Source organism: Streptococcus sp. A22 (genome assembly GCF_043674215.1).
GTDB classification, from domain to species: Bacteria; Bacillota; Bacilli; order Lactobacillales; family Streptococcaceae; genus Streptococcus; species Streptococcus suis_V.
The window spans coordinates 36,722-58,026 of record NZ_JBIMJQ010000012.1 but is presented as its reverse complement, the minus strand read 5'-3'; the positions used below and the strand labels follow the sequence as shown (position 1 = coordinate 58,026).

Sequence of the window (21,305 nt, the reverse complement as noted above, 5' to 3'; positions counted from 1 at the left end):
ATTTTAAGATAAGCAGCAATTTCACCACGTTCTGTGGCTGAGAGATGAGAATAGGATGAGTTTCTGGTAGAATGAGTATTGGACATGTTCATTTGCTTTCTATACTGAGTTGGGGAATTCTAGTATATCAGACGAACATGTCTTTTTTGTTGCATTTCATTTTACAACGCGGGAAAAAATAAATATTGATTAAATCGCTAAAATAGTAGAAATATTGATTATTTGGCCGCATTTTTGCATAAAAATCTACCATGTCTCCTGAAAATGAGAAATTCCTCTCATATTGATTGCTAAAAACTTCATGATTGTATCCGCTTTCTTTGATAAAGTATAGGTGAACAGGCGAGGAAATACTTACTCAACCTTGCCACAAAGAAAAAAATATACAATAGGAGGTACTGAGATGTCTACACATCCAATTCACGTTTTTTCAGAGATTGGTAAACTGAAAAAAGTTATGTTGCACCGGCCAGGTAAGGAACTTGAAAACTTGATGCCGGACTATTTGGAGCGCTTCCTCTTCGATGATATTCCATTCTTAGAGGAAGCTCAGAAGGAGCACGATGCTTTTGCTCAAGCCCTGCGCGATGAAGGAGTAGAGGTTCTCTATCTGGAGCAATTGGCAGCGGAATCCTTGATTAGCCAAGAAGTTAAGGAACAATTCATTGATGAATACCTGAATGAAGCAAATATCCGCGGACGTGCAACCAAAAAAGCCATTCGCAAGATGCTCTTGGCGATTGAGGACAATCGTGAGTTGATTGAAAAGACCATGGCAGGTGTGCAGAAGTGTGAAGTGCCAGCGATGCCTGAGGAAGAAACTGGTTTGACAGACTTGGTAGAATCCAGCTATCCATTTGCCATTGACCCAATGCCAAACCTTTATTTCACTCGTGACCCATTTGCGACTATTGGTAATGCAGTGTCTCTTAATCACATGTATGCGGAGACTCGTAACCGTGAAACGCTTTATGGAAAATATATTTTCACCTACCATCCTGACTATGCAGGTAAGGTGCCATTGGTTTACAATCGTGATGAAACCACTCGTATCGAGGGTGGTGACGAGCTTGTCTTGTCTAAAGACTTGTTGGCGGTTGGTATTTCTCAGCGGACAGATGCGGCTTCGATTGAAAAACTGCTCATCAATATCTTTGAACGTGGCGTTGGCTTCAAGAAAGTGATTGCCTTTGAATTTGCCAATAGCCGTAAGTTCATGCACCTGGATACGGTCTTCACCATGGTGGACTATGATAAATTTACCATTCACCCTGAGATTGAAGGAACCCTGCGTGTCTTTTCTGTGACTTATGAAAATGAAACCCTGCACATCGAAGAAGAGCATGGTGATTTAGCGGAAGTATTGGCAAGCAATCTGGGTCTTGAGAAGGTTGATTTGATTCGTTGCGGTGGCGGTGACCTGGTTGCTGCTGGTCGTGAGCAATGGAATGATGGTTCCAATACCTTGACTGTGGCACCTGGTGTGGTTGTTGTTTACAAGCGTAATACCATCACCAATGCGATTTTGGAATCCAAGGGACTTCGCTTGATTAAGGTCAGCGGTAGTGAATTGGTTCGTGGTCGTGGTGGTCCACGTTGTATGTCAATGCCGTTTGAGCGGGAAGATATTTAAGATGAAGAATGAAAAACTTGTGGTCGGCTCGCAGGCCTGGGAACGGGCATGTTCCATCTATGTACGATTCCAAGTTTTTGTCCTGGAGCGCTCGATTCATCTCGAAGATGAATTTGATGGCCATGATCAAGAAGGACGTGTCTATGCGAATCTCTTGATTGGTGAAGAACCTGTCTCAACTGGTCGCTTTCTTCCAATAGGTTCAGGGAGAGCACGGTTGACACGGATTGCTACCTTGGCCAGTCATTGGGGTAAGGGCTATGCTAGAAGTATCATCATGGCCCTGGAAGACTATGCCAGAGAGGCAGGTATTCACCACTTGGATATCCATTCGGAGCTGATGGCTAAGACCTTTTATGAGTCTTTGGGATATGTGGCCAGTTCAGAGCTTTACCAGGAAGATGGGGAATGGTGCCAGACCCTGTCAAAACGATTAGACAATGATTAGAATCTATATTCACAGCTCGGCACCTGAGCTAAGGCTAGTTTTTTACGAAATACAGCCAGTATTCCAGCAAAAAACTATCTCTTATCTACATTTACCTCACTTGTGAATACAGCTTTTTAGAAGAGGAAAGATAAATGACAAATATTTTCAAAGGAAGACATTTCCTAGCAGAAAAAGATTTTACACGTGCAGAATTGGAATGGTTGATTGATTTTGCGGCACACTTGAAGGATTTGAAACAGCGCAATATTCCGCATCGTTATTTGGAAGGGAAAAATATTGCTCTCTTGTTTGAAAAAACGTCCACTCGTACCCGTGCGGCCTTTACAGTAGCTTCCATTGACCTGGGTGCTCATCCAGAATATCTGGGTGCCAACGACATTCAATTGGGCAAGAAAGAGTCAACTGAGGACACCGCAAAAGTTTTGGGCCGGATGTTTGACGGGATTGAATTCCGTGGCTTTAGCCAAAAAATGGTCGAAGAATTGGCAGAATTCTCTGGCGTACCTGTCTGGAATGGCTTGACCGATGCTTGGCATCCAACACAGATGTTGGCCGATTATTTGACCGTCAAGGAAAACTTCGGTAAGTTGGAAGGCGTGACTTTGGTTTACTGTGGCGATGGCCGCAATAACGTTGCTAATTCTCTCTTGGTGACTGGTGCTATTCTGGGTGTTAATGTGCATATTTTCTCACCAAAAGAACTTTTCCCAGATGAAACAGTCGTGGAATTGGCGCAAGGATTTGCCAAGGAAAGTGGCGCGCGTATCCTGATTACGGATGATGCGGACGAAGCAGTTAAGGGCGCAGATGTCCTTTATACGGACGTTTGGGTGTCTATGGGTGAAGAAGCTAAGTTTGAAGAACGGGTGAAAATGCTCAAACCTTACCAAGTTAATATGGATTTGGTGAAAAGAGCTGGCAACGAAAATCTCATCTTCTTGCATTGCTTGCCTGCCTTCCACGATACCAATACCGTTTATGGCAAGGATGTGGCTGAGAAATTTGGCGTAGAAGAAATGGAAGTGACAGACGAAGTTTTCCGCAGCAAATACGCTCGTCATTTTGACCAGGCTGAAAACCGCATGCACACAATCAAAGCAGTCATGGCTGCGACCTTGGGTGATCCATTTGTGCCAAGAGTGTAATATAGAAGTATAAAATTGCTTGCTTGCCAATCTCCGAGATATTGGAGGTTGAGAAGTAGGTTGATGAAATGACAGCAGCAGTGGGTGGGCTGGCTTTTGACGAGTCAGTCCTCCCTTTAAGAGAATCGTGGAAACGGTTTCCTGAATAAAAGAGAGGAGTGATCTTGCTCTATGGCAAATCGTAAAATTGTCGTGGCTTTGGGTGGAAATGCCATTCTATCATCCGATCCATCAGCCCAAGCACAGAAGCAGGCCTTGGTTGACACAGCCAAGCACCTGGTTAAGTTGATAAAAAATGGTGATGACTTAATCATCACACACGGAAATGGTCCGCAGGTAGGCAATCTGCTGTTGCAAAATTTGGCGGCTGATTCTGAGAAAAACCCTGCCTTTCCACTGGATAGCCTGGTGGCCATGACCGAAGGCTCTATCGGCTTTTGGTTGCAAAATGCCCTGGAAAATGAGTTGGTCAAGGAAGGCATTAAGAAGGATGTCGCTTCAGTAGTGACCCAGGTCATTGTTGACAAGGCAGACCCTGCTTTTGAGAATCTGACCAAGCCAATCGGTCCCTTCTATACAGAAGAGGAAGCCAAGGCTGAAGCGGAAAAAACAGGAGCAACCTTTAAGGAAGATGCTGGTCGTGGTTGGCGCAAGGTCGTTGCCTCACCAAAACCAATTGGTATCAAGGAAATCGGCACCATCCGTACCCTCTTGGATGCAGGGGAAGTGATTATTGCTGCAGGTGGCGGTGGTATTCCGGTCATTGAGGAGGCTGATGGCACCTTGACAGGGGTAGAGGCTGTTATTGATAAGGATTTTGCCTCTCAATGTCTGGCTGAACTGGTCGATGCAGATCTCTTTATCGTCCTGACAGGTGTGGACTATGTCTATGTCAACTTTAACAAACCAAATCAAGAGAAGTTGGAGCGCGTGACGGTGGCAGAATTGGAAGAATACATCAAACAAGGCCAATTTGCACCAGGTTCTATGCTGCCTAAGGTAGAGGCGACGATTGCCTTTGTCAATCATAAGCCAAGCTCCCAAGCAGTTATCACCTCTCTTGAAAATCTCGGTGCCTTGATTGAATCAGAAAGTGGCACCATCATTGTCAAAAGTTAAGCAGTAAATGAAAAGGAAGAGAGCCTAGCCAAGGGTAATTGTGAGGACTTGATTTCGGACTATGTTATAATAACAAGGATTGATTCTGGAAATCGGACCTGCTTGTCCGAGCTTCTGGATAGAGAAAAGGGGAAGAAAGATGGACATTCAAGCCTTTGGTGTAGAAGAATGGCTCAATGAGTGGGAAACTCAAGCCAAATATGATATTGCAGGTAGTTCGATTGCTTCAATGACCTTGGAAGAGGTCTTGGCTTTGGGAGATGGCCAGGCGGTAATGGGGGATTTATTGCAAGCCAAGATGAACTACGGCTGGATAGAAGGTTCACCTGCCTTTAAGGAAGAAGTTGCCAAGTTATACGAGACAGTCAGTGTCGACTCGATTCTTCAAACCAATGGTGCGACAGGGGCCAACCACTTGGCCATCTACGCCTTGATCCAGCCAGGAGATCATGTGATTTCTCTCTATCCGTCCTACCAACAGTTGTATGATATTCCTCGTTCTTTTGGGGCGGAGGTAGACTTGTGGCGGATTGATGAGAAGCGTGATTGGTTGCCTGACTTGGAGGACTTGAAGTCCCTCCTTCGGCCAAATACCAAGATGATTTGTATCAATAATGCCAACAATCCGACGGGATCTGTTATGACTAGGGAATTTTTGGAGAAAGTGGTTGAACTGGCTCGGAGTGTGGGTGCCTATATCTTGTCAGATGAGGTCTATCAACCCTTGGAAGAAGGGATGGATGTGCCTGCCATCGTTGATTTGTACGAAAAGGGCATTTCGACCAATAGCCTGTCTAAGACCTATTCCATTCCTGGGATTCGGGTCGGTTGGGTGGCAGCCAACAAGGAATTGTCGGATTTGTTTCGCAAATATCGAGATTACACCATGATTTGTGCTGGTGTGATTGATGATGCCTTGGCGACTCATGTATTGAAAAATAAGGCAGCCATCCTGGAGCGCAATCGCCGTCTGGTAGAAGGCAATCTGCGGATTCTCCAGGATTGGGTAGAACATGAGCCCCATGTGCAACTGGTCTTTCCAAAACAGGTATCAACTTCCTTTATTCGATTGGATATTCCAGAAGATACGGAGAGTTTCTGCCTCCGTATCTTGCAGGAGGAGGGGGTCTTGCTGGTACCGGGCAATCGCTTTGATATGCCGGGCTATGCGCGACTGGGCTATTGTACCCATCGGTCGATTCTCCAAGAAGGCTTAAAGCGCCTGTCTGCCTTCCTGCGTCAGTTTGACGACCTGGATTAACTTTATTCATTTACTTGCTCAAACCTCTTTTGATAAAAGGCTTGGCGATTAGCTTAGAAATCTATTTTCTAAGTCTAAGATTGTTCCAGCCTGTGTATTTGTATGTAGGAATCTGTATTCACAGAGCAGTGCATTTGGCTATGACTGGTTTTCTGTCAATCATCCTAGTTTTTTCAGAATATCTTGTATTCTTGAAGAAATTATCTTGATAAGAAAAACTTTCTGGTCTAAATGTTCCTTGCTTGTGAATAGAGCTTCTAAGTGTTTTTCCTGTGAAAAACAATCATGTAAAAATATATTAGGAGGTTTTTTGCCATGAGCGAAAAAGTAAAAAAAGGCTTTAAAATGCCTTCATCTTACACTATACTCATGCTCATTATTGCCGCGATGGCAGTGATGACCTGGATTATTCCTGCGGGTCAATATCAGGTTGATGATGCGGGAAACTTTATCACAGGCACCTATGAAGCTGTGGACTCAAATCCGCAGGGTATTTGGGATGTCTTTATGGCTCCGGTTCGGGCTATGCTGGGCCACGGAGCAACATCAGCTGCCATTAATGTCTCCTTCTTCATCTTGATGGTGGGGGCTTTCCTGGGAGTTGTGAATGAAACTGGAGCGCTGGACGTAGGGATTGCCTCTATCGTGAAGCACTTCAAGGGCCGTGAAAAATGGTTGATTTACATCCTTATGTTCCTCTTTGCCCTGGGTGGTTCGACCTATGGTATGGGTGAGGAAACCATGGCCTTCTTCCCTCTGTTAATTCCGGTTATGATGGCGGTTGGCTATGATAGTCTGACTGGTGTTGCCATTATCCTCTTGGGTTCACAGATTGGCTGTTTGGCTTCAACGGTCAACCCATTTGCGACTGGTGTGGCATCAGCGGCAGCAGGGGTTTCCATCGCAGATGGTATGATCTGGCGGATTGTATTTTTCATCGTTATCCTCGGTTTAGGCATGTTCTTTGTGGCATCTTATGCGGAAAAAGTGAAAAAGGATCCTACCAAATCACTGGTCTACAACCAGCGTGAAGCAGACATGGAGCATTTCAATGTTAATGCCGACCGTGAGGTCAATAATACCTTGACACCTGCCCAAAAACGCGTGCTGATCCTCTTCTTCCTAACCTTTGTCTTCATGATTTTGAGTTTCATTCCTTGGGAAGACTTGGGCGTGAATTTCTTTACAGATATCAAAGAATGGCTGATTTCCATTCCAGTTCTTGGTCAAATTGTGGGGATTACGACCTATCCATTTGGATGGTGGTACTTCCCAGAAGGTGCTATGCTCTTTGGTGTAGCCGGTGTTATGATTGGTGTTGTCTACGGAATGGAAGAAGAACGCCTGGTCAAATCCTTCTTGAATGGTGCAGCCGACCTGCTCAGCGTTGCCTTGATTTGTGCGGTGGCGCGTGGTATCCAGGTCATTATGAACGATGGTATGATTACAGCTACCATCCTCAACTGGGGTGAAGTTGGTCTGCAAGGCCTATCTCCTCAAGTCTTTATCATCCTGACCTATCTCTTCTATCTGCCAATGTCCTTCTTGATTCCATCAACTTCAGGTTTGGCAGGAGCTTCTATGGGTATCATGGCTCCTTTGGGCGAATTTGTCAATGTGCCTGCTAGCTTGATTATCACAGCCTTCCAGGCAGCGTCTGGTGTCCTTAACCTGGTAGCACCGACATCTGGTATTGTAATGGGTGCCCTGGCTCTAGGACGTATCGAAATTGGTATCTGGTACAAATACGTTGGTAAATTGATTGCCGCTATCATTGTGGCTTCCATCCTCATTCTGGCAGTAGCAACCTTCTTTTAGACTAGGCAATATAGCCAACTACCCATGAATGTTTTCCGACTATCGGATAGAATGGAGGTATTGAGGTGACAAGGAATTTTATCAGAGAGGAAGACAAGCAGGCTTGTCTAGCGGCCATTCAAGATTTGGTCGCCTTCCCCTCTATTTTACAAGAACATCAAACCAAGACACCATTTGGTCAACCGATTCAGGATGCCTTAGAATTTACCCTGGACTTCTGTCGTCAGCTAGGCTTTTCAACCTATCTGGACCCGGCAGGTTATTACGGCTATGCTGAGGTGGGGCAGGGTCAGGAACTTTTAGCCATTCTCTGTCATTTGGATGTGGTGCCGGCTGGTGACCTGACCAAGTGGAAGACGCCCCCTTTTGAGGCTGTGATAAAGGACGGTCTCATGATTGGGCGGGGGGTGCAGGATGACAAGGGACCATCCATGGCTGCGCTCTTTGCGGTCAAGGCCCTGATGGATGCTGGTGTGACCTTTACCAAACGTGTGCGTTTTATCTTCGGAACGGATGAGGAAACGCTCTGGCGTTGTCTCCATCGCTACAATCAGCTGGAAGAAGAGGCCACAATGGGCTTTGCACCGGATTCATCCTTCCCGCTAACCTATGCTGAAAAGGGGCTCTTGCAGGCCAAACTCCATGGTCCAGGTCAGGGAGATTTGCACCTGGAGGCTGGGACGGCCTACAATGTCGTACCGGCTAAGGCTTGCTATTCTGGCCATCTCCTGGACAGCGTTATTGCTGAGTTGAAGCAATTGGGCTTTGATTATGAAATGGATGACGACAGGGTTGTCGTACTCGGTCTGTCCAAACACGCCAAGGATGCGGCCCAGGGTGTCAATGCCATTGTGCGCTTGGCCAAGGCTCTGGATAAGTTTGAGCAGCACCCAGCTTTGGACTTCATTGCCAATACGATTGGAGAGGACGCGACGGCTCAGGGCTTATTTGGAGATGTAAGTGATGAGCCGTCTGGTGCTCTGAGTTTCAATATTGCGGGTCTGACCATCGATTCCCACCGGTCTGAAATTCGTCTGGATATTCGCATTCCAGTCCTGGCAGATAAGGACCAGCTGGTGGAGACTCTGTCTGTTAAGGCAGCAGCTTTGGGTTTGACCTATGAGGAATTTGACTATCTCCCATCCCTTTATGTCCCTCTGGACAGCCAGCTAGTGACTACGCTGATGGCTGTTTATCAGGAAAAAACAGGTGATTTAGACAGTCAGCCCATCTCATCTGGAGGAGCAACCTTCGCTCGGACCATGCCAAATTGTGTGGCCTTTGGGGCTTGCTTCCCATCAACGCCACAAACTGAGCATCAAGAAAATGAACGAATGCCCCTGGGAGACTTGTATAAGACCATGGACATCTATGCTGAGGCGGTCTATCGCCTAGCAGGTTCTGATCAATAGAAGTTGGAAAGGTATCAGCTTCTAGTAGCTGATTGGAATTCCACTTCCAAATTGTGTTCTTATCAAAACCTGTGTCTGCTGGCTCTATGTGGATACAGGTTATTTTTTGCACTGATTTCAGAATGGAGGAAATCATGAAGAAAAAGTTATCGGCTATACTGTTGCTTTTGTGCAGTAGTCTATGGATTGGTCAGCCAATCGTGTCAGCCTGCACGGGTTTTGTCATCGGTAAGGACCTGACCACAGATGGTTCCTGGCTTTATGGACGGACAGAAGACCTGGAACCAAATCACAATAAGACCTTCCGCGTTTATCCACGGACGGAAAATGAGCAAGGGGCCAAGTGGGAAGACCAGTCTAATGGTTTTACCTATCCTTTGCCAGCAGTATCTCACAAATACACAGCGGTACCCGATGTTACTCCGGAGTACGGTGTCTACGACGAGGCTGGTTTTAATGAACATGGCCTGTCCATTTCAGCGACCGTTTCTGCAACGGCAAATGATGATATTCTAAAATTGGATCCCTATGTAGAAGATGGATTGGCAGAATCTTCCATGACCAGTATTGTTCTCCAATATGCTAAAACGGCCCGTGAAGCTGTAGACCTGGTCGCAAAAATTGTGACTGAAAAGGGCTCAGCAGAAGGGAATATTGTCCTCTTTGCGGACAAGGAAGGCATCTGGTATATGGAAATCTTGTCTGGTCACCAGTATGTAGCAATCAAATTCCCAGCAGATAAGTTTGCTGTCTTTCCAAATACCTTCTATCTAGGTCATATTGATTTTTCGGATAAGGAGGGCGTGATTACTTCTGACAATGTCAAAGGTTTGGCGGAAGAAGCAGGTACCTACAAGGAAGTGGACGGTCAGTTTCATATTGCCCAATCCTACAATCCACCGCTATCAGATGCCAACCGTTCGCGGTCATTTTCAGGCATCAAGTCATTGGACCCGGATTCCAAGGTGACCTACGAAGATGATTACTATGAATTATTGCACACGACGGATAAAAAATTGGGCTTGGAAGATGCTATGGCCTTGCAGCGAAACCGTTTTGAAGGCTTGGATTTGAAACCTCTGGACCAAATGGAATTGGACGGTAAGGGCAAGCCTGAGAATAAGAATGCTATCGATGGCTATGCCTATCCGATTTCTAATGAAAATGTCATGGAGGCCCATATCTTCCAGCTCAAGGATGAATTGCCTGTAGAAGTCGGTGGTGGAGTGATGTGGTTAGCCATGGGAAGTCCGCGCAATGCACCTTATCTACCGTATTTTGGTAATATCACAGACACCTATAAGGCCTATCAGGACACCAGCACAGAATACAGTGCGGATTCTTGGTACTGGGTAATTTCTCATATCAACGATATGGTGGCTCAATATCCAGATGAATTTGGTACGGAAGTCATTGACCAAGTCAAGAGTCTGGAAGCGGACTGGATCAAGGAACAGGATGTATTGAACCAGGAAATCATTTCCCTAGTAGCTGAAAATCCTGAAGAGGCAAGCAAGCACGCCACTGAAACCAGTATCAAGCGGGCGGAAACAACCTTTGCCCGTCTGAAAGAGATTGAGAAGGACTTGGAGGCGCGTGTCGCTACTCTAGAAGCAGAAGCAGCGCCTGAGAAAAAAGAAGAGACCAGTGAGGAAAAATCATCTTCTATGAATGTCCTTCCTTACGCCCTACTGGGCCTTGCTGCAGTTGCCAGCGCAGTTTATTTGTTCAAAAAGAAAAATACAAAATAATCTATTTTGAACTAGTCTGAAATAGGTATCTTATAAAAGAAACTCCTAGCTCACTTGGAACTAGGAGTTTTTGTCACTTACTTGGAAAAGAAGAAGGGTGGCGTGTAGTGCTTGAGCTCTTCAAAGCAGGCCAGCGCTGCTTCCTCGTCCTGACAGATAATCAGGCAAACATCGTCTCCGCAGACGGTTGCAATGATTTCAGGAATTTCCATGGCATCTAGGATAGAGCCAAAGGTTCCGGCCAGACCAGGTAGGGTCTTCAGAACCACCTGGTGTTGCACGGGTTTCAAAACGACCAGAGCGTCCTCCATATAGAGGCGGAGCCGCTTTTCCCACCGAGATGGCGCTATCGGATTGATGATATAGTGGGCGGAGTTTGCTTCATTGACCTTAACAAGATTGAGCTGTTTGATATCGCGCGACAGGGTGGACTGGGTGACCGTCACACCGTTGGTCTCTAGCAAATCTTGTAACTCCTGTTGGGTGTGGATTTTCTTTTCCAGGACCAGGGAGAGGATGAGTTGGTGCCGACTTTCAATCTTATTCATTGCAAACTCCTTTATACAGTGCAATCCTTATTGGATAAACATGGCATCGCCAAAACTGAAGAAGCGGTATTGGTGGTCTACGGCGTGTTTATAAGCTTCCAAGACAAATTCCCGGCCGGCAAAGGCAGATACCAGCATGACCAGGGTTGATTTGGGTAGGTGGAAGTTGGTAGAAAAGGCATCGACAATGCGGAACTGGTAGCCGGGCTTGATGAAAATATTGGTCCAGCCAGAGTCAGCTTCCAGTCGGCCGTCAAATTTATTGCCGATGGTTTCAAGGGTGCGAATCGAGGTGGTGCCGACAGCGACAATGCGTCCGCCAGCAGCCTTGACCTGGTTGAGTATCGTTGCAGCCTCGGCCGTCAAGGTATAGAATTCTGAGTGCATCTCATGCTCATCCAGATTATCAGCTGATACTGGTCTAAAGGTTCCCAATCCCACATGGAGGGTCAGATAGACTAGCTTGACACCCTTGGCCTCGATTTTTTGGAGCAATTCTTCTGTGAAATGGAGACCAGCTGTCGGTGCCGCCGCGGAGCCATTTTCCTTGGCATAGACGGTCTGGTAGCGGTCGCGGTCTTCTAGGGTCTCATGGATATAGGGCGGAAGTGGCATTTCTCCCAGGCTTTCTAAGACTTCTAGGAAAATGCCCTCGTAGGCAAATTCGACGATGCGACCACCGTGTTCCAATTCCTGGGTCACTGTTGCGGTCAATCTGCCGTCTCCAAAGGCGACAGTAGCACCGACCTTGAGCCGCTTAGCTGGCTTAGCAAGAACTTCCCACTGGTCACCCTGGGTATTTTTCAGGAGCAAAAATTCCACATGACCACCAGTCTCAGGCTTAAAGCCGTGGAGACGGGCCGGTAGGACACGGGTATTGTTCATAACCAGGGCATCGCCGGGATTGAGCTGGTCGATGATGTGGTCAAAATGGCTGTCCACCATGGTCTGTTTTTCCCTATCCAGGATGAGCAGGCGGGAGCTGTCCCGTTTTTCAAGAGGGACTTGAGCAATTAGCTCTTCGGGTAATTCAAAATCAAAATCTGTTGTTTTCATATCAACTCCTTACAAAAAAATAGCGTATAAAAAGTAGGCTAGAACTAAAAATGGTGATGCAATCAATAGTCCACCAATCCCATAGAGAATACGCTTGAGCAGGACTTGATTTTTCACAAAATACCCAATCAGACAGAGGATATTTCCCAGAAAAAATAGAATGAGTAAATCTTTTAACATACCTTCATTATAGCATTTTTAGGGGGAATAGGCTAGCAGGATGGGAATTGTAAGCAAGATGACTTGACAAAAATTGGTATATACCATATAATAAAATTAGGAAAACGGTCTATACCAAAAAGGAGGTTACCATGAAAGTTCATGTAGTCCAAAATCAAGCAGAAGGCGCAGCTTTGGCCTTCAATTTATTAAAAGAAAAATTAGCCGGCGGTGCCAAGGTCCTCGGTTTGGCAACAGGTTCCAGTCCTCTGGAATTTTACAAACTCATCCGCGAGAGCGACCTGGACTTTTCTGACCTGATCTCGGTCAATCTGGACGAATATGTCGGGCTAGGCGAGGAAAGTAATCAGTCCTATATCTATTTTATGAAGGAACAACTCTTCAATAGCAAACCCTTCAAGCAGTCCTACCTGCCAAATGGATTGGCTGAGGATGCGGCAGCTGAAACAGCCCGCTACAATCAAATTTTGGCAGACAAACCCATCGATTTTCAAATCCTGGGTATCGGTCGCAACGGCCACATCGGCTTCAATGAACCAGGGGCGCCCTTTGACGGTCAGACTCACTTGGTTGATTTGGCTCCTTCGACCATCGAGGCCAACAGTCGCTTCTTTGAGACCATTGAGGAAGTGCCAAAACAGGCTATTTCCATGGGGATTGCTAACATCATGGCGGCAAAAACCATTGTCCTCATGGCCTATGGACCTGAAAAAGCCGACGCCATCAAGGCAACAGTGGAAGGGCCAGTGACCACAGATGTCCCTGCCAGCGTCCTTCAGAACCACGAGGATGTAGTCCTCATCGTGGACCAGGCAGCAGCCAGTAAATTAGCATAACAGACAAAACCGACTACCATTTTTGGCAGTCGGTTTTTTAGGATTCAAGGTCAGCTTCTACACGATTGCGGTGGCGGAAAGAGATGACGAGCATCATAAATGAACTAGCAACCAGTATAGCGGCAATCAAGGTTAGATAGTGGTGGAAGGCTATCAGAAGAATGATGGTGCTGAATACCAGAATGGCATATTGAAGCCAAACCATTTTATTCAGTCGATAAAGGTCTTGGTTGTAGCGACTGGTCATTAGGATTCCTAGATAGTAGAGGAAGTAACCAATGAGTAGGAAAGGCAAACCCAAACTAGCGTGCTCACCCGGTAAAACCTCCACAGCAACTGTAAAAAAGTTGAGGCCTAAAACCAGTACCATATGGGCATAGAGTAAGGTGGCTACATTTGTCTTTTGATGGTGATTGATATTGAGATAGGTTTGCGAAATGTAAAACATAAAGGAGAACGCCATTGCCAAGAAGAAGAGAACACTAGTGAGCAGATGCGTCTGAATCGGATAATTCTTCAAAATCGCAATGACCGTTTCACCAAAGGTAATAATGGTAATCAACTGACACCGTTCAACGATGTGAGGAAAGTTCATAGCATCGTGACTGAGTTTGTCCTTGAAGAAATAGGAAATAATATACGGGAGATATAAAAGCAAGAGGCTCTTTTCATCATAGGTCCAGAAATTAAAGTAAATAGCTACCGAAGTCAAGAAAAATACCAGCACATAAATCCCAAATATATAGAGACTATTTTTTATATCTGCCGTAAAACCGATTTTCCGACCACGAAGGTAGTACTGCAAGCAAAGTATCGAATATGACAGGGTCAAAAAGATGGTAAATGGTAGGGCGGTCGCTTCAAAATCATGGCTAAAGGTTAGAGACAGTTGTCCCACCACAAACATGGACGCAATAATCGTGTTAATATCCAACAAATCCCGTTCACCATATTTGTTGAGGTAAATCGTCTCATTAATCCACAAGGTCATAATAATCAGGTTGGCAGTGATAAAAGTAGAATTTCCCTGAGACCGATATGGTCACCGTGCAAGAGTCCAGTCAGTGAAGAAGTGGCCAGGACAAAGACCAAATCATAAAATAATTCATAGTTGGATACGCGTTTTGCGATAATTTCAGACATGTCAATCTCCTTTTAAAAGAATCTGAACTATTATACCATACGAAAAGGGAGGATATCATCTCCCTTTATATCTTATAGTGTCCAGTCCAAATCAGGTCCGACAGGGACAATGCCTGTTGGATTGATGGTCTTGTGGCTACCGTAATAGTGCTGTTTGATATGGTTAAAGTCAACCGTTTCTGCGATACCAGCATGGTTGTAAATCCGCTTGGTATAATCCCACAAGTTTGGATAGTCCACCAAGGCCTTGATATTGCATTTGAAATGTCCAAAGTATACAGGGTCAAATCGCACCAAGGTGGTAAAGAGACGCAGGTCAGCCTCGGTTAATTGATTGCCAACTAGATAGTCCTTATCTACTAAATGTTCTTCCAATTTCTCCAAGGCAGCAAAGAGATTTTTGACTTCTTTTTCATAGACTGCTTGATTGGTTGAAAAGCCTGCCTTGTAAACGCCGTTGTTGATGTTTGGATAGACAAAGTCATTCATGGCATCAATCTCAGCCTGCAAGTCTGCTGGATAATAATCATCATGATTGCCCGTAATGTCATTGAAGGCAGTATTGAACATCCGCATAATCTCAGCAGACTCATTGCTGACGATGGTGTTGGATATTTTATCCCAAAGAACAGGCACTGTCACACGGCCAGTGTAATGCAGATCAGCCTTCAAATAGACCTGATAGAGATAGTCGCTGTTAAAGAGGGGATCCTTGATAACGCCAGGTCCATCTTCAAAGGTCCAGCCATTTTCTAACATGAGTGGATGAACGACAGACAGGGAAATATGGTCTTCCAAGCCCTTCAATTTACGCATAATCAAGGTCCGACTAGCCCAAGGACAAGCCAGAGAAATATAGAGGTGGTAGCGACCAGACTCAGCCTTGAAACCAGCTTTTCCTGTCGGACCAGCCTGACCATCAGGTGTAATCCAGTTGCGAAATTGTGTGACTGTACGAACAAACTTGCCACCTGTAGACTTGGTATCATACCACTGATCTACCCATTTTCCATCTTGTAAAAGTCCCATGAATTTTCTCCCTTACTGAAAAAATGGGAAATCCAATAGGATGATTGGATTCCCTTTGTAAAAAAATATATCACTAACTAGTATTATAAACCTTTTTCAAAAAGAGTCAAGCTATATGATTTGTGATACAATAGTCCCATGAGATTAGACAAGTGTATGGAGGTGGCCAAGATTGGTTCCCGCAAGCAAGTAAAGAAATTATTCAAGGCCCAGCAGATATGGATTGACGATCAACCTGCTCATTCTCTCAGCCAGATTGTGGACCCAGCTCTGCAGGAAATTGTTATCCAAGGAAAACAGATAGCATTGGCAGGCGCTAGCTATTTTCTTCTTCACAAGCCGGCCGGAGTAGTATCAGCTGTGACGGATAGCCAGCATCAGACGGTCATCGACTGCATTCAGCCAGAGGATCGGGCGACTGGGCTATATCCAGTGGGGCGTTTGGATAGGGACACGGAAGGCCTGGTCCTCATCACCAACAATGGACCTCTAGGCTTTCGGATGCTTCATCCCAAGCACCATGTGGATAAGGTCTATTACGTGGAGGTCAACGGTCCCTTGGAACCAGATGCTCCAGCCTTTTTTGCCCAAGGTGTTCGCTTTTTGGATGGCACCCGCTGTCAACCTGCAGACTTGACCATTTTAGAGACTTCTATGGAACAGAGCAGAGTGACCATCAAGCTGTCCGAGGGCAAGTTTCATCAGGTCAAGAAAATGTTTTTATCCTATGGAGTCAAGGTGACTTATCTGCGACGGATCAGTTTTGGCGGCTTCGCTTTAGGAGATTTACCTCTGGGTCAATACAGAACCTTAACCCAAACAGAAATCCAACATTTGCTAACCTATTTTGATTGAGGAGAAAAGTATGAATCTATACGATTTTTCAGTGAAGAAAATGGACGGCAGCCAGCAAGACCTGTCTGATTTTGCTGGTCAAGTCTTGCTGGTAGTCAATACGGCACCGGGATGTGGTCTGGCACCCCAGTATAAGGAATTGCAGGAATTGTACGAAAGCTACCAAGATGAAGGATTTGTGGTTCTGGATTTTCCCTGCAATCAGTTTGCTAATCAAGCTAGTGGAACGGACCGAGAAATTCACCAAGCTTGTAGTCTAAATTTTGGTACGACCTTCCCTCGTTTCGCAAAAATCAAGGTTAATGGTCCCGAGGCGGATCCGCTCTATCAATGGCTGAAAAAAGAAAAATCCAGCCTTTTGGGCAAGAGCATTGAATGGAATTTTACCAAATTTTTGATTGACAGACAGGGGCGGGTTGTTAAGCGCTATCTGCCGATAACTCCACCTAGCAAGTTGAAAAAGGACATCGAAAAATTGCTGAAAATAAGAGCCTAGGTCTTTCCCGGGCTCTTATTATTTATAGATATTTCCGTGCAACTTCCAAGTCGCCGTCGTAAGGAGCATGCTCTCCATTGACAATCTGGTAGGCATCGGCGCCTTTCCCTGCGATAATGACCGCATCTTGACCACCAGTCGTTTGGCTCATGGCTTTTGCAATGGCTTCTTCACGGTCCAAGATAAAGTCGCTGGGTCTAGTCATGTAGGAACGAATTTCTGCGGCAATGGCAGCAGGATCTTCTCGGTTAGGGTCGTCTGCTGTCAAGATGACTTCAATCTGCGGATAGTTGTTGAGGAGGAGACCGAAGTCCTTGCGGCGGCTTTCTCCCTTGTTACCAGGAGCTCCTAAAATTAAGATAACCTTGCCAGTCTGGTGTTCCAAGACGACATCGATTAACTTTTTCACGCTATCGCCGTTATGGGCGTAGTCCACGAAGACCTTGGCACCGTTTTGCTGGGTCAGGACTTCCATGCGGCCAGGGACATTGGTTTGGGCAATCCCTGTGTGAATATCTTCCAGACTTGCACCCAAGCGGAGACAGGCTAGACCGGCTGCGATGGCATTTTCTTGGTTGAAGCCACCGATCAGCTGGATGTCGTAATTGCCAGCTAATTTGCCGGTCACTGTGAAGTCAAAACCTGCTGACTGGCTAATTTGGTTTTCAGAAGTTGGTCCATAAAAGTCATGATCTTTGGAGCTGACTTGCTCTTTCACGACTTCAAAATGGTCCATTCCAGCATTGACAATGACAGCTCTGCTATTGTCCATCAAAAGCCGCTTGTGATAGAAATAGTCCTCAAAAGTCGGATGTTCAATGGGGCCGATGTGGTCGGGGCTGATGTTGAGAAAAACGCCGACATCAAAGGTCAGCCCGTAAACCCGCTTGACCAAGTAGGCCTGGCTAGACACCTCCATAATCAAGTGAGTCATGCCGTTCTTGACCGCCTCCGCCATCATGGCAAAGAGGTCCAGGCTTTCAGGCGTGGTCAGGGTGGACTTGAAGAAGGTTTTTCCGTCCAGCGTGGTGTTCATGGTCGAAAGCATGGCAGGCTTGTGGTTGATTTTAAGAATGTTAAAAGCAAAATAAGCCGCCGTTGTCTTGCCCTTGGTGCCGGTGAAGGCCAGGAGTTTGAGATTTTTCTGGGGATGACCATGAAACTCCATAGCAATCAGGCTCATAGCCTGCTTGATGTCCTGGACGATGATGGCAGGAATGTCGACTTCGTAGTCGATTTCAGACACGTAAAAAGCAAGTCCAGCCTCGATAGCCTTTTCCAGAAATTCCTTCTTAAAGGCCAAACCCTTGGCAAAAAAGAGGGTCGTTGGGCTAACAGTCCGGCTGTCATAGCTGAGAGAGTCAAACTGGACATCCGTCCAAGTGCTATCAATCTGATTATTTTGTTTGATCTGGCGGAAGTTGTTATCCGCTTTTAAGATGTCTACTACACGTTCAATTTTTATCATGTTTCTATTGTAAACCTATCGAGGATATTTGACAAGTCAGGACAAGAAAACCCTCTCGGAAATGCACGAGAGGGCAAGTAACTAGGCAATGAATTCTAACCAGAATCCCAAGAAGACGATTCCGACACAAAGATAAATCAACCAATCCTTTTTCAGATTGCCCTTCTTGGAAAAGAAGGATTGGTAGAGAGTGAAAGGAATCAAAATCGGTTGTAAGTATATCCACCAGTTATATTCATTGTCCAAAATAGCTCCCAAACTATATAGTATCAAGCAAATGGCCATGTAAAAATCCAGGCTGCGGTAAAACTGTTTGTTAAACTGTTTGAACATCCTAGTAGCCCCTATATATCACGATAGCACCAAGCCACAGAAGTAGCAAGGCAATGACAAGCCAAATGGTTCTGGTTTTCGAAAAGCGATGCTTGGGCTTGAAAAAGGCCCGATAAGCATGAATGAGCAGAGTCAGAGATAAAAACAGATTTAAAGGCAGGTACTGACTTTCCGGGTAACTAAGCCAGATATGTCCAATCTGAATCATCCAGAAAATCAACCAGTAAAACTCCGAATAGCGATAAAAATCTTTTTGGAATGTCATAGGAACCTCCTTTGAAAGCTCTTTCACAAGTATAGTATATCAATTCTTAAGGATGTTGTCCAGGATTTTTATGTAAATGTTCACAGGGTGTTATAGCTAAAAACTATAAGAAAGCTCTAGTTTTTCCTATAGGAAATCTTCGGTTTCTTTCTCAAAAATAAGCCAATTTCTGCTAGACTAGTAGATATAGAAACGAGGTAGAGAAGATGACAGAATTAAAAATAGATACGATTTTGGCCCGGACGGGCATAAATAGTGACGAGAAGTCGGGAGCCCTCATATCGCCTATCCACCTTTCGACTACCTACCAGCATCCGGAGTTCGGCCAGTCCACAGGTTTTGATTATACCCGCACCAAAAATCCGACCCGTGCTAGTTTGGAAAAAACTCTGGCAGCGATTGAGAAGGCGGACTATGCCCTGGTGACCAGCTCAGGAATGGCGGCTCTGGTCTTGCTTTTCAACGGCTTTCCAGTCGGCAGTCGAATTGTGGCAGCGCGTGATCTCTACGGCGGTTCTTTCCGCTGGTTTAACGAGCAGGAGAGCCTGGGGCGTTTCAGCTTTACCTATGCCAATAGCGAGGAGGATCTACTAGAGGCCATTGACGACCAGACCGACTACGTTTTCCTTGAGACACCGACCAACCCGCTCATGGTGGAGTTTGACATTGCTAAGGTTTCGGCTGTCGCCCATGCCAAAGGTGCCAAGGTCATTGTCGATAATACCTTTTACAGTCCGATTTATCAAAATCCTCTGACGCTGGGTGCTGACGTGGTCCTGCATTCTGCGACCAAGTATCTGTCTGGTCACAATGATGTCTTGGCTGGAGTTCTCATGACCAATGACCAGGCTATTTACGACAAGCTCTTCTATGACCAAAATACGACTGGTCCAACCCTGTCGCCGCTGGATGCCTACCTGCTCATGCGTGGTCTCAAAACCCTGTCGATCCGCATGGAACGTGCGACTCAGAATGCTCAGAAGATTGTGGCTTATTTGGAGAATAGCCCAGCAGTTAAGCAGGTTTACTATACCGGCAAGGGTGGCATGATTTCTGTTAAGGTTGCAGATGAGGCGACCATTCCCCACATTCTCAACAGCCTTGAGATTTTTACCTTTGCGGAAAGTTTGGGTGGGGTGGAAAGTTTGATTACCTATCCAGCGACCCAGACCCATGCTGATATTCCAGCAGAAACCCGTCATTCCTATGGTCTGACAGACGATTTACTCCGTCTATCTATTGGAATTGAGGATGCGGATGATTTGATTGCTGATTTGAAACAGGCCTTGGAGGGATCAGATGACTAGCTATGATTTTACCAGCCGGCCCAACCGATTGGGCCAACATGCAGAAAAATGGCGTAAGGTGGAAGAGGATGCAGACCTCTTGCCACTGTGGATTGCGGACATGGATTTTGAGCCTTTACCAGAAATCCGCCAAGCTATCCGTGACTATGCTGACCAGCACATTTTTGGCTATCCCTATGCCAGCGAGGGGCTTTATCAGTCCATTATTGATTGGGAAAGAAACCAGCATGGCTACGAGATTGAGCGCGATAGCATTCTCTTGGTCGAAGGAGTTGTACCAGCTTTGACCATTGCCGTTCAGGCCTTTACCAAGGAAGGGGACGCAGTCCTCATCAATACACCTGCCTATCCTCCCTTTGCGCGGACTATCAAGCTCAACAACCGCCACTTGGTGACTAATTCTCTTGTCAAGTCAGACGGAATTTTTACCATTGACTTGAAAAAATTAGAAAAAGACATCCTCGAAAATGAGGTCAAGATTTATATTTTTTGTAATCCACACAACCCCGGTGGCCGTGTGTGGACCAAGGAAGAAGTGGCTGCTGTTGGCCAGCTATGCCAGAAACATGGCGTCCTTTTGGTTTCAGATGAAATCCACCAGGATTTAGCCCTCTTTGGCAATCAGCACCAGTCCTTCAATACAGTTGATGACCGATTCAAGGAATTTTCGATTGTCCTATCGTCTGCGACTAAGACTTTCAATATTGCAGGCACCAAAAATAGCTTTGCCATTATTGAAAATCCAGAACTGCGGAAGATTTTTGCCAAACATCAATTGGCCAATAACCAGCATGAAATTCCTGCTATCGGCTTGATTACCACCGAAACAGCCTTCCGTTACGGAGCCGATTGGTTGGCAGAATTGAAAAAAGTCATCGAAACAAATGTTGATTTTACAGTGGATTATCTGGAAACCCATACCAAGATTCAGGTCATGAAACCACAGGGGACTTATTTAATCTGGCTAGATTTTTCAGCTTACGGCCTGAGTCAGGCTGACCTTATGGCAAAATTAGAAAAAGAGGCTAAAGTCCTCCTAAATGACGGTCTGGTCTTCGGCAGCGACGGTAAGCAGCATGCACGATTAAATGTCGCAGCACCTTTTGATACTATCAAAGAAGCCAGTGAGCGGATTGCAAGGGTTTTTGGGAAGTGAGGCTAGTTTAGCTTGAACGATAAAAGAGAAGAAAAAACAGAAA

The 21,305-nt window shown here is 45.7% G+C and carries 22 protein-coding genes; 13 read left to right on the top strand and 9 right to left on the bottom strand.

Going from position 1 to position 21,305, the window contains the following annotated elements; all coding sequences use genetic code 11:
* The first annotated feature begins 403 nt into the window (after positions 1-403).
* From arcA to ACHBHN_RS06475, 8 genes are all read left to right on the top strand, one after another.
* Complete coding sequence (gene arcA / locus ACHBHN_RS06510) at positions 404-1,633, top strand: arginine deiminase (RefSeq protein WP_394733812.1); 1,230 nt, start codon at positions 404-406, stop codon at positions 1,631-1,633.
* 1 nt (position 1,634) lies between these two features.
* On the top strand, positions 1,635-2,081 hold the full coding sequence (locus ACHBHN_RS06505; protein WP_394732604.1) for a GNAT family N-acetyltransferase: 447 nt from the start codon (positions 1,635-1,637) through the stop codon (positions 2,079-2,081).
* A gap of 134 nt (positions 2,082-2,215) precedes the next feature.
* Positions 2,216-3,229 carry an ornithine carbamoyltransferase gene (gene argF / locus ACHBHN_RS06500; RefSeq protein WP_105122807.1) on the top strand — a complete coding sequence of 338 codons (1,014 nt, stop codon included), beginning with the start codon at positions 2,216-2,218 and terminating at the stop codon, positions 3,227-3,229.
* Positions 3,230-3,400: 171 nt separating this feature from the next.
* On the top strand, positions 3,401-4,348 hold the full coding sequence (gene arcC, locus ACHBHN_RS06495; protein ID WP_105122808.1) for a carbamate kinase: 948 nt from the start codon (positions 3,401-3,403) through the stop codon (positions 4,346-4,348).
* A 139-nt stretch (positions 4,349-4,487) separates the two neighbouring features.
* Positions 4,488-5,609 (top strand): aminotransferase, encoded by a 1,122-nt coding sequence (locus tag ACHBHN_RS06490; RefSeq protein ID WP_105122809.1) that lies wholly within the window; start codon positions 4,488-4,490, stop codon positions 5,607-5,609.
* 315 nt (positions 5,610-5,924) lie between these two features.
* On the top strand, positions 5,925-7,427 hold the full coding sequence (locus tag ACHBHN_RS06485; protein ID WP_105122810.1) for a YfcC family protein: 1,503 nt from the start codon (positions 5,925-5,927) through the stop codon (positions 7,425-7,427).
* Positions 7,428-7,492: 65 nt separating this feature from the next.
* A complete protein-coding gene (locus tag ACHBHN_RS06480) occupies positions 7,493-8,839 on the top strand; it encodes a dipeptidase (protein WP_105122811.1) in 1,347 nt (448 codons plus the stop codon).
* A gap of 134 nt (positions 8,840-8,973) precedes the next feature.
* Positions 8,974-10,590 carry a C69 family dipeptidase gene (locus ACHBHN_RS06475; protein ID WP_105122812.1) on the top strand — a complete coding sequence of 539 codons (1,617 nt, stop codon included), beginning with the start codon at positions 8,974-8,976 and terminating at the stop codon, positions 10,588-10,590.
* A gap of 77 nt (positions 10,591-10,667) precedes the next feature.
* Here ACHBHN_RS06475 and ACHBHN_RS06470 read toward each other — a convergent pair whose 3' ends face one another.
* Genes ACHBHN_RS06470 through ACHBHN_RS06460 form a run of 3 tightly spaced genes read right to left on the bottom strand, consistent with a single transcriptional unit; the run spans position 10,668 to position 12,374 of the window.
* Positions 10,668-11,138, bottom strand: a complete 471-nt coding sequence (locus ACHBHN_RS06470) for an arginine repressor (protein WP_105122813.1) — start codon at positions 11,136-11,138, stop codon at positions 10,668-10,670.
* 27 nt (positions 11,139-11,165) lie between these two features.
* On the bottom strand, positions 11,166-12,194 hold the full coding sequence (gene queA / locus ACHBHN_RS06465; RefSeq protein WP_105122814.1) for a tRNA preQ1(34) S-adenosylmethionine ribosyltransferase-isomerase QueA: 1,029 nt from the start codon (positions 12,192-12,194) through the stop codon (positions 11,166-11,168).
* Between the two features lie 9 nt (positions 12,195-12,203).
* Entirely contained in the window at positions 12,204-12,374 is a 171-nt protein-coding gene (locus ACHBHN_RS06460) for a hypothetical protein (RefSeq protein ID WP_162840655.1), read from the bottom strand.
* Between the two features lie 131 nt (positions 12,375-12,505).
* Between ACHBHN_RS06460 and ACHBHN_RS06455 the strand changes: the two genes are divergently transcribed.
* Positions 12,506-13,210 (top strand): glucosamine-6-phosphate deaminase, encoded by a 705-nt coding sequence (locus ACHBHN_RS06455; protein WP_105122815.1) that lies wholly within the window; start codon positions 12,506-12,508, stop codon positions 13,208-13,210.
* A 37-nt stretch (positions 13,211-13,247) separates the two neighbouring features.
* Here ACHBHN_RS06455 and ACHBHN_RS06450 read toward each other — a convergent pair whose 3' ends face one another.
* The 3 genes from ACHBHN_RS06450 to ACHBHN_RS06440 form a co-directional block, all read right to left on the bottom strand.
* On the bottom strand, positions 13,248-14,201 hold the full coding sequence (locus tag ACHBHN_RS06450) for a low temperature requirement protein A (RefSeq protein ID WP_238140731.1): 954 nt from the start codon (positions 14,199-14,201) through the stop codon (positions 13,248-13,250).
* A 5-nt stretch (positions 14,202-14,206) separates the two neighbouring features.
* The gene (locus ACHBHN_RS06445; protein ID WP_238140732.1) at positions 14,207-14,353 is read right to left on the bottom strand and encodes a hypothetical protein; all 147 of its coding nucleotides are present in this window, start codon (positions 14,351-14,353) and stop codon (positions 14,207-14,209) included.
* Positions 14,354-14,425: 72 nt separating this feature from the next.
* Positions 14,426-15,382: a glutathione S-transferase family protein gene (locus ACHBHN_RS06440; protein WP_105122816.1), complete on the bottom strand. Its 957-nt coding sequence runs from the start codon at positions 15,380-15,382 to the stop codon at positions 14,426-14,428.
* Positions 15,383-15,520: 138 nt separating this feature from the next.
* Here ACHBHN_RS06440 and ACHBHN_RS06435 point away from each other — a divergent pair, with 138 nt between their 5' ends.
* A complete protein-coding gene (locus ACHBHN_RS06435) occupies positions 15,521-16,237 on the top strand; it encodes a pseudouridine synthase (RefSeq protein WP_105122817.1) in 717 nt (238 codons plus the stop codon).
* A 10-nt stretch (positions 16,238-16,247) separates the two neighbouring features.
* Positions 16,248-16,733 (top strand): glutathione peroxidase, encoded by a 486-nt coding sequence (locus ACHBHN_RS06430; protein ID WP_394733811.1) that lies wholly within the window; start codon positions 16,248-16,250, stop codon positions 16,731-16,733.
* Positions 16,734-16,755: 22 nt separating this feature from the next.
* Here ACHBHN_RS06430 and ACHBHN_RS06425 read toward each other — a convergent pair whose 3' ends face one another.
* The 3 genes from ACHBHN_RS06425 to ACHBHN_RS06415 form a co-directional block, all read right to left on the bottom strand.
* Positions 16,756-18,201 (bottom strand): UDP-N-acetylmuramoyl-L-alanyl-D-glutamate--L-lysine ligase, encoded by a 1,446-nt coding sequence (locus ACHBHN_RS06425; RefSeq protein ID WP_105122819.1) that lies wholly within the window; start codon positions 18,199-18,201, stop codon positions 16,756-16,758.
* An 81-nt stretch (positions 18,202-18,282) separates the two neighbouring features.
* Positions 18,283-18,534: a hypothetical protein gene (locus tag ACHBHN_RS06420; protein WP_105122820.1), complete on the bottom strand. Its 252-nt coding sequence runs from the start codon at positions 18,532-18,534 to the stop codon at positions 18,283-18,285.
* Between the two features lies 1 nt (position 18,535).
* Positions 18,536-18,799, bottom strand: a complete 264-nt coding sequence (locus ACHBHN_RS06415; RefSeq protein WP_105122821.1) for a hypothetical protein — start codon at positions 18,797-18,799, stop codon at positions 18,536-18,538.
* Positions 18,800-19,005: 206 nt separating this feature from the next.
* On the opposite strand from ACHBHN_RS06415, the gene ACHBHN_RS06410 reads away from it, so the two are divergent.
* Positions 19,006-20,106, top strand: coding sequence for a cystathionine gamma-synthase (locus ACHBHN_RS06410; protein ID WP_105122822.1), 1,101 nt, complete (start codon positions 19,006-19,008; stop codon positions 20,104-20,106).
* Positions 20,099-21,262 carry a MalY/PatB family protein gene (locus ACHBHN_RS06405; protein WP_105122823.1) on the top strand — a complete coding sequence of 388 codons (1,164 nt, stop codon included), beginning with the start codon at positions 20,099-20,101 and terminating at the stop codon, positions 21,260-21,262. The genes ACHBHN_RS06410 and ACHBHN_RS06405 overlap by 8 nt, the downstream gene beginning before the upstream one ends.
* Positions 21,263-21,305: the final 43 nt, after the last annotated feature.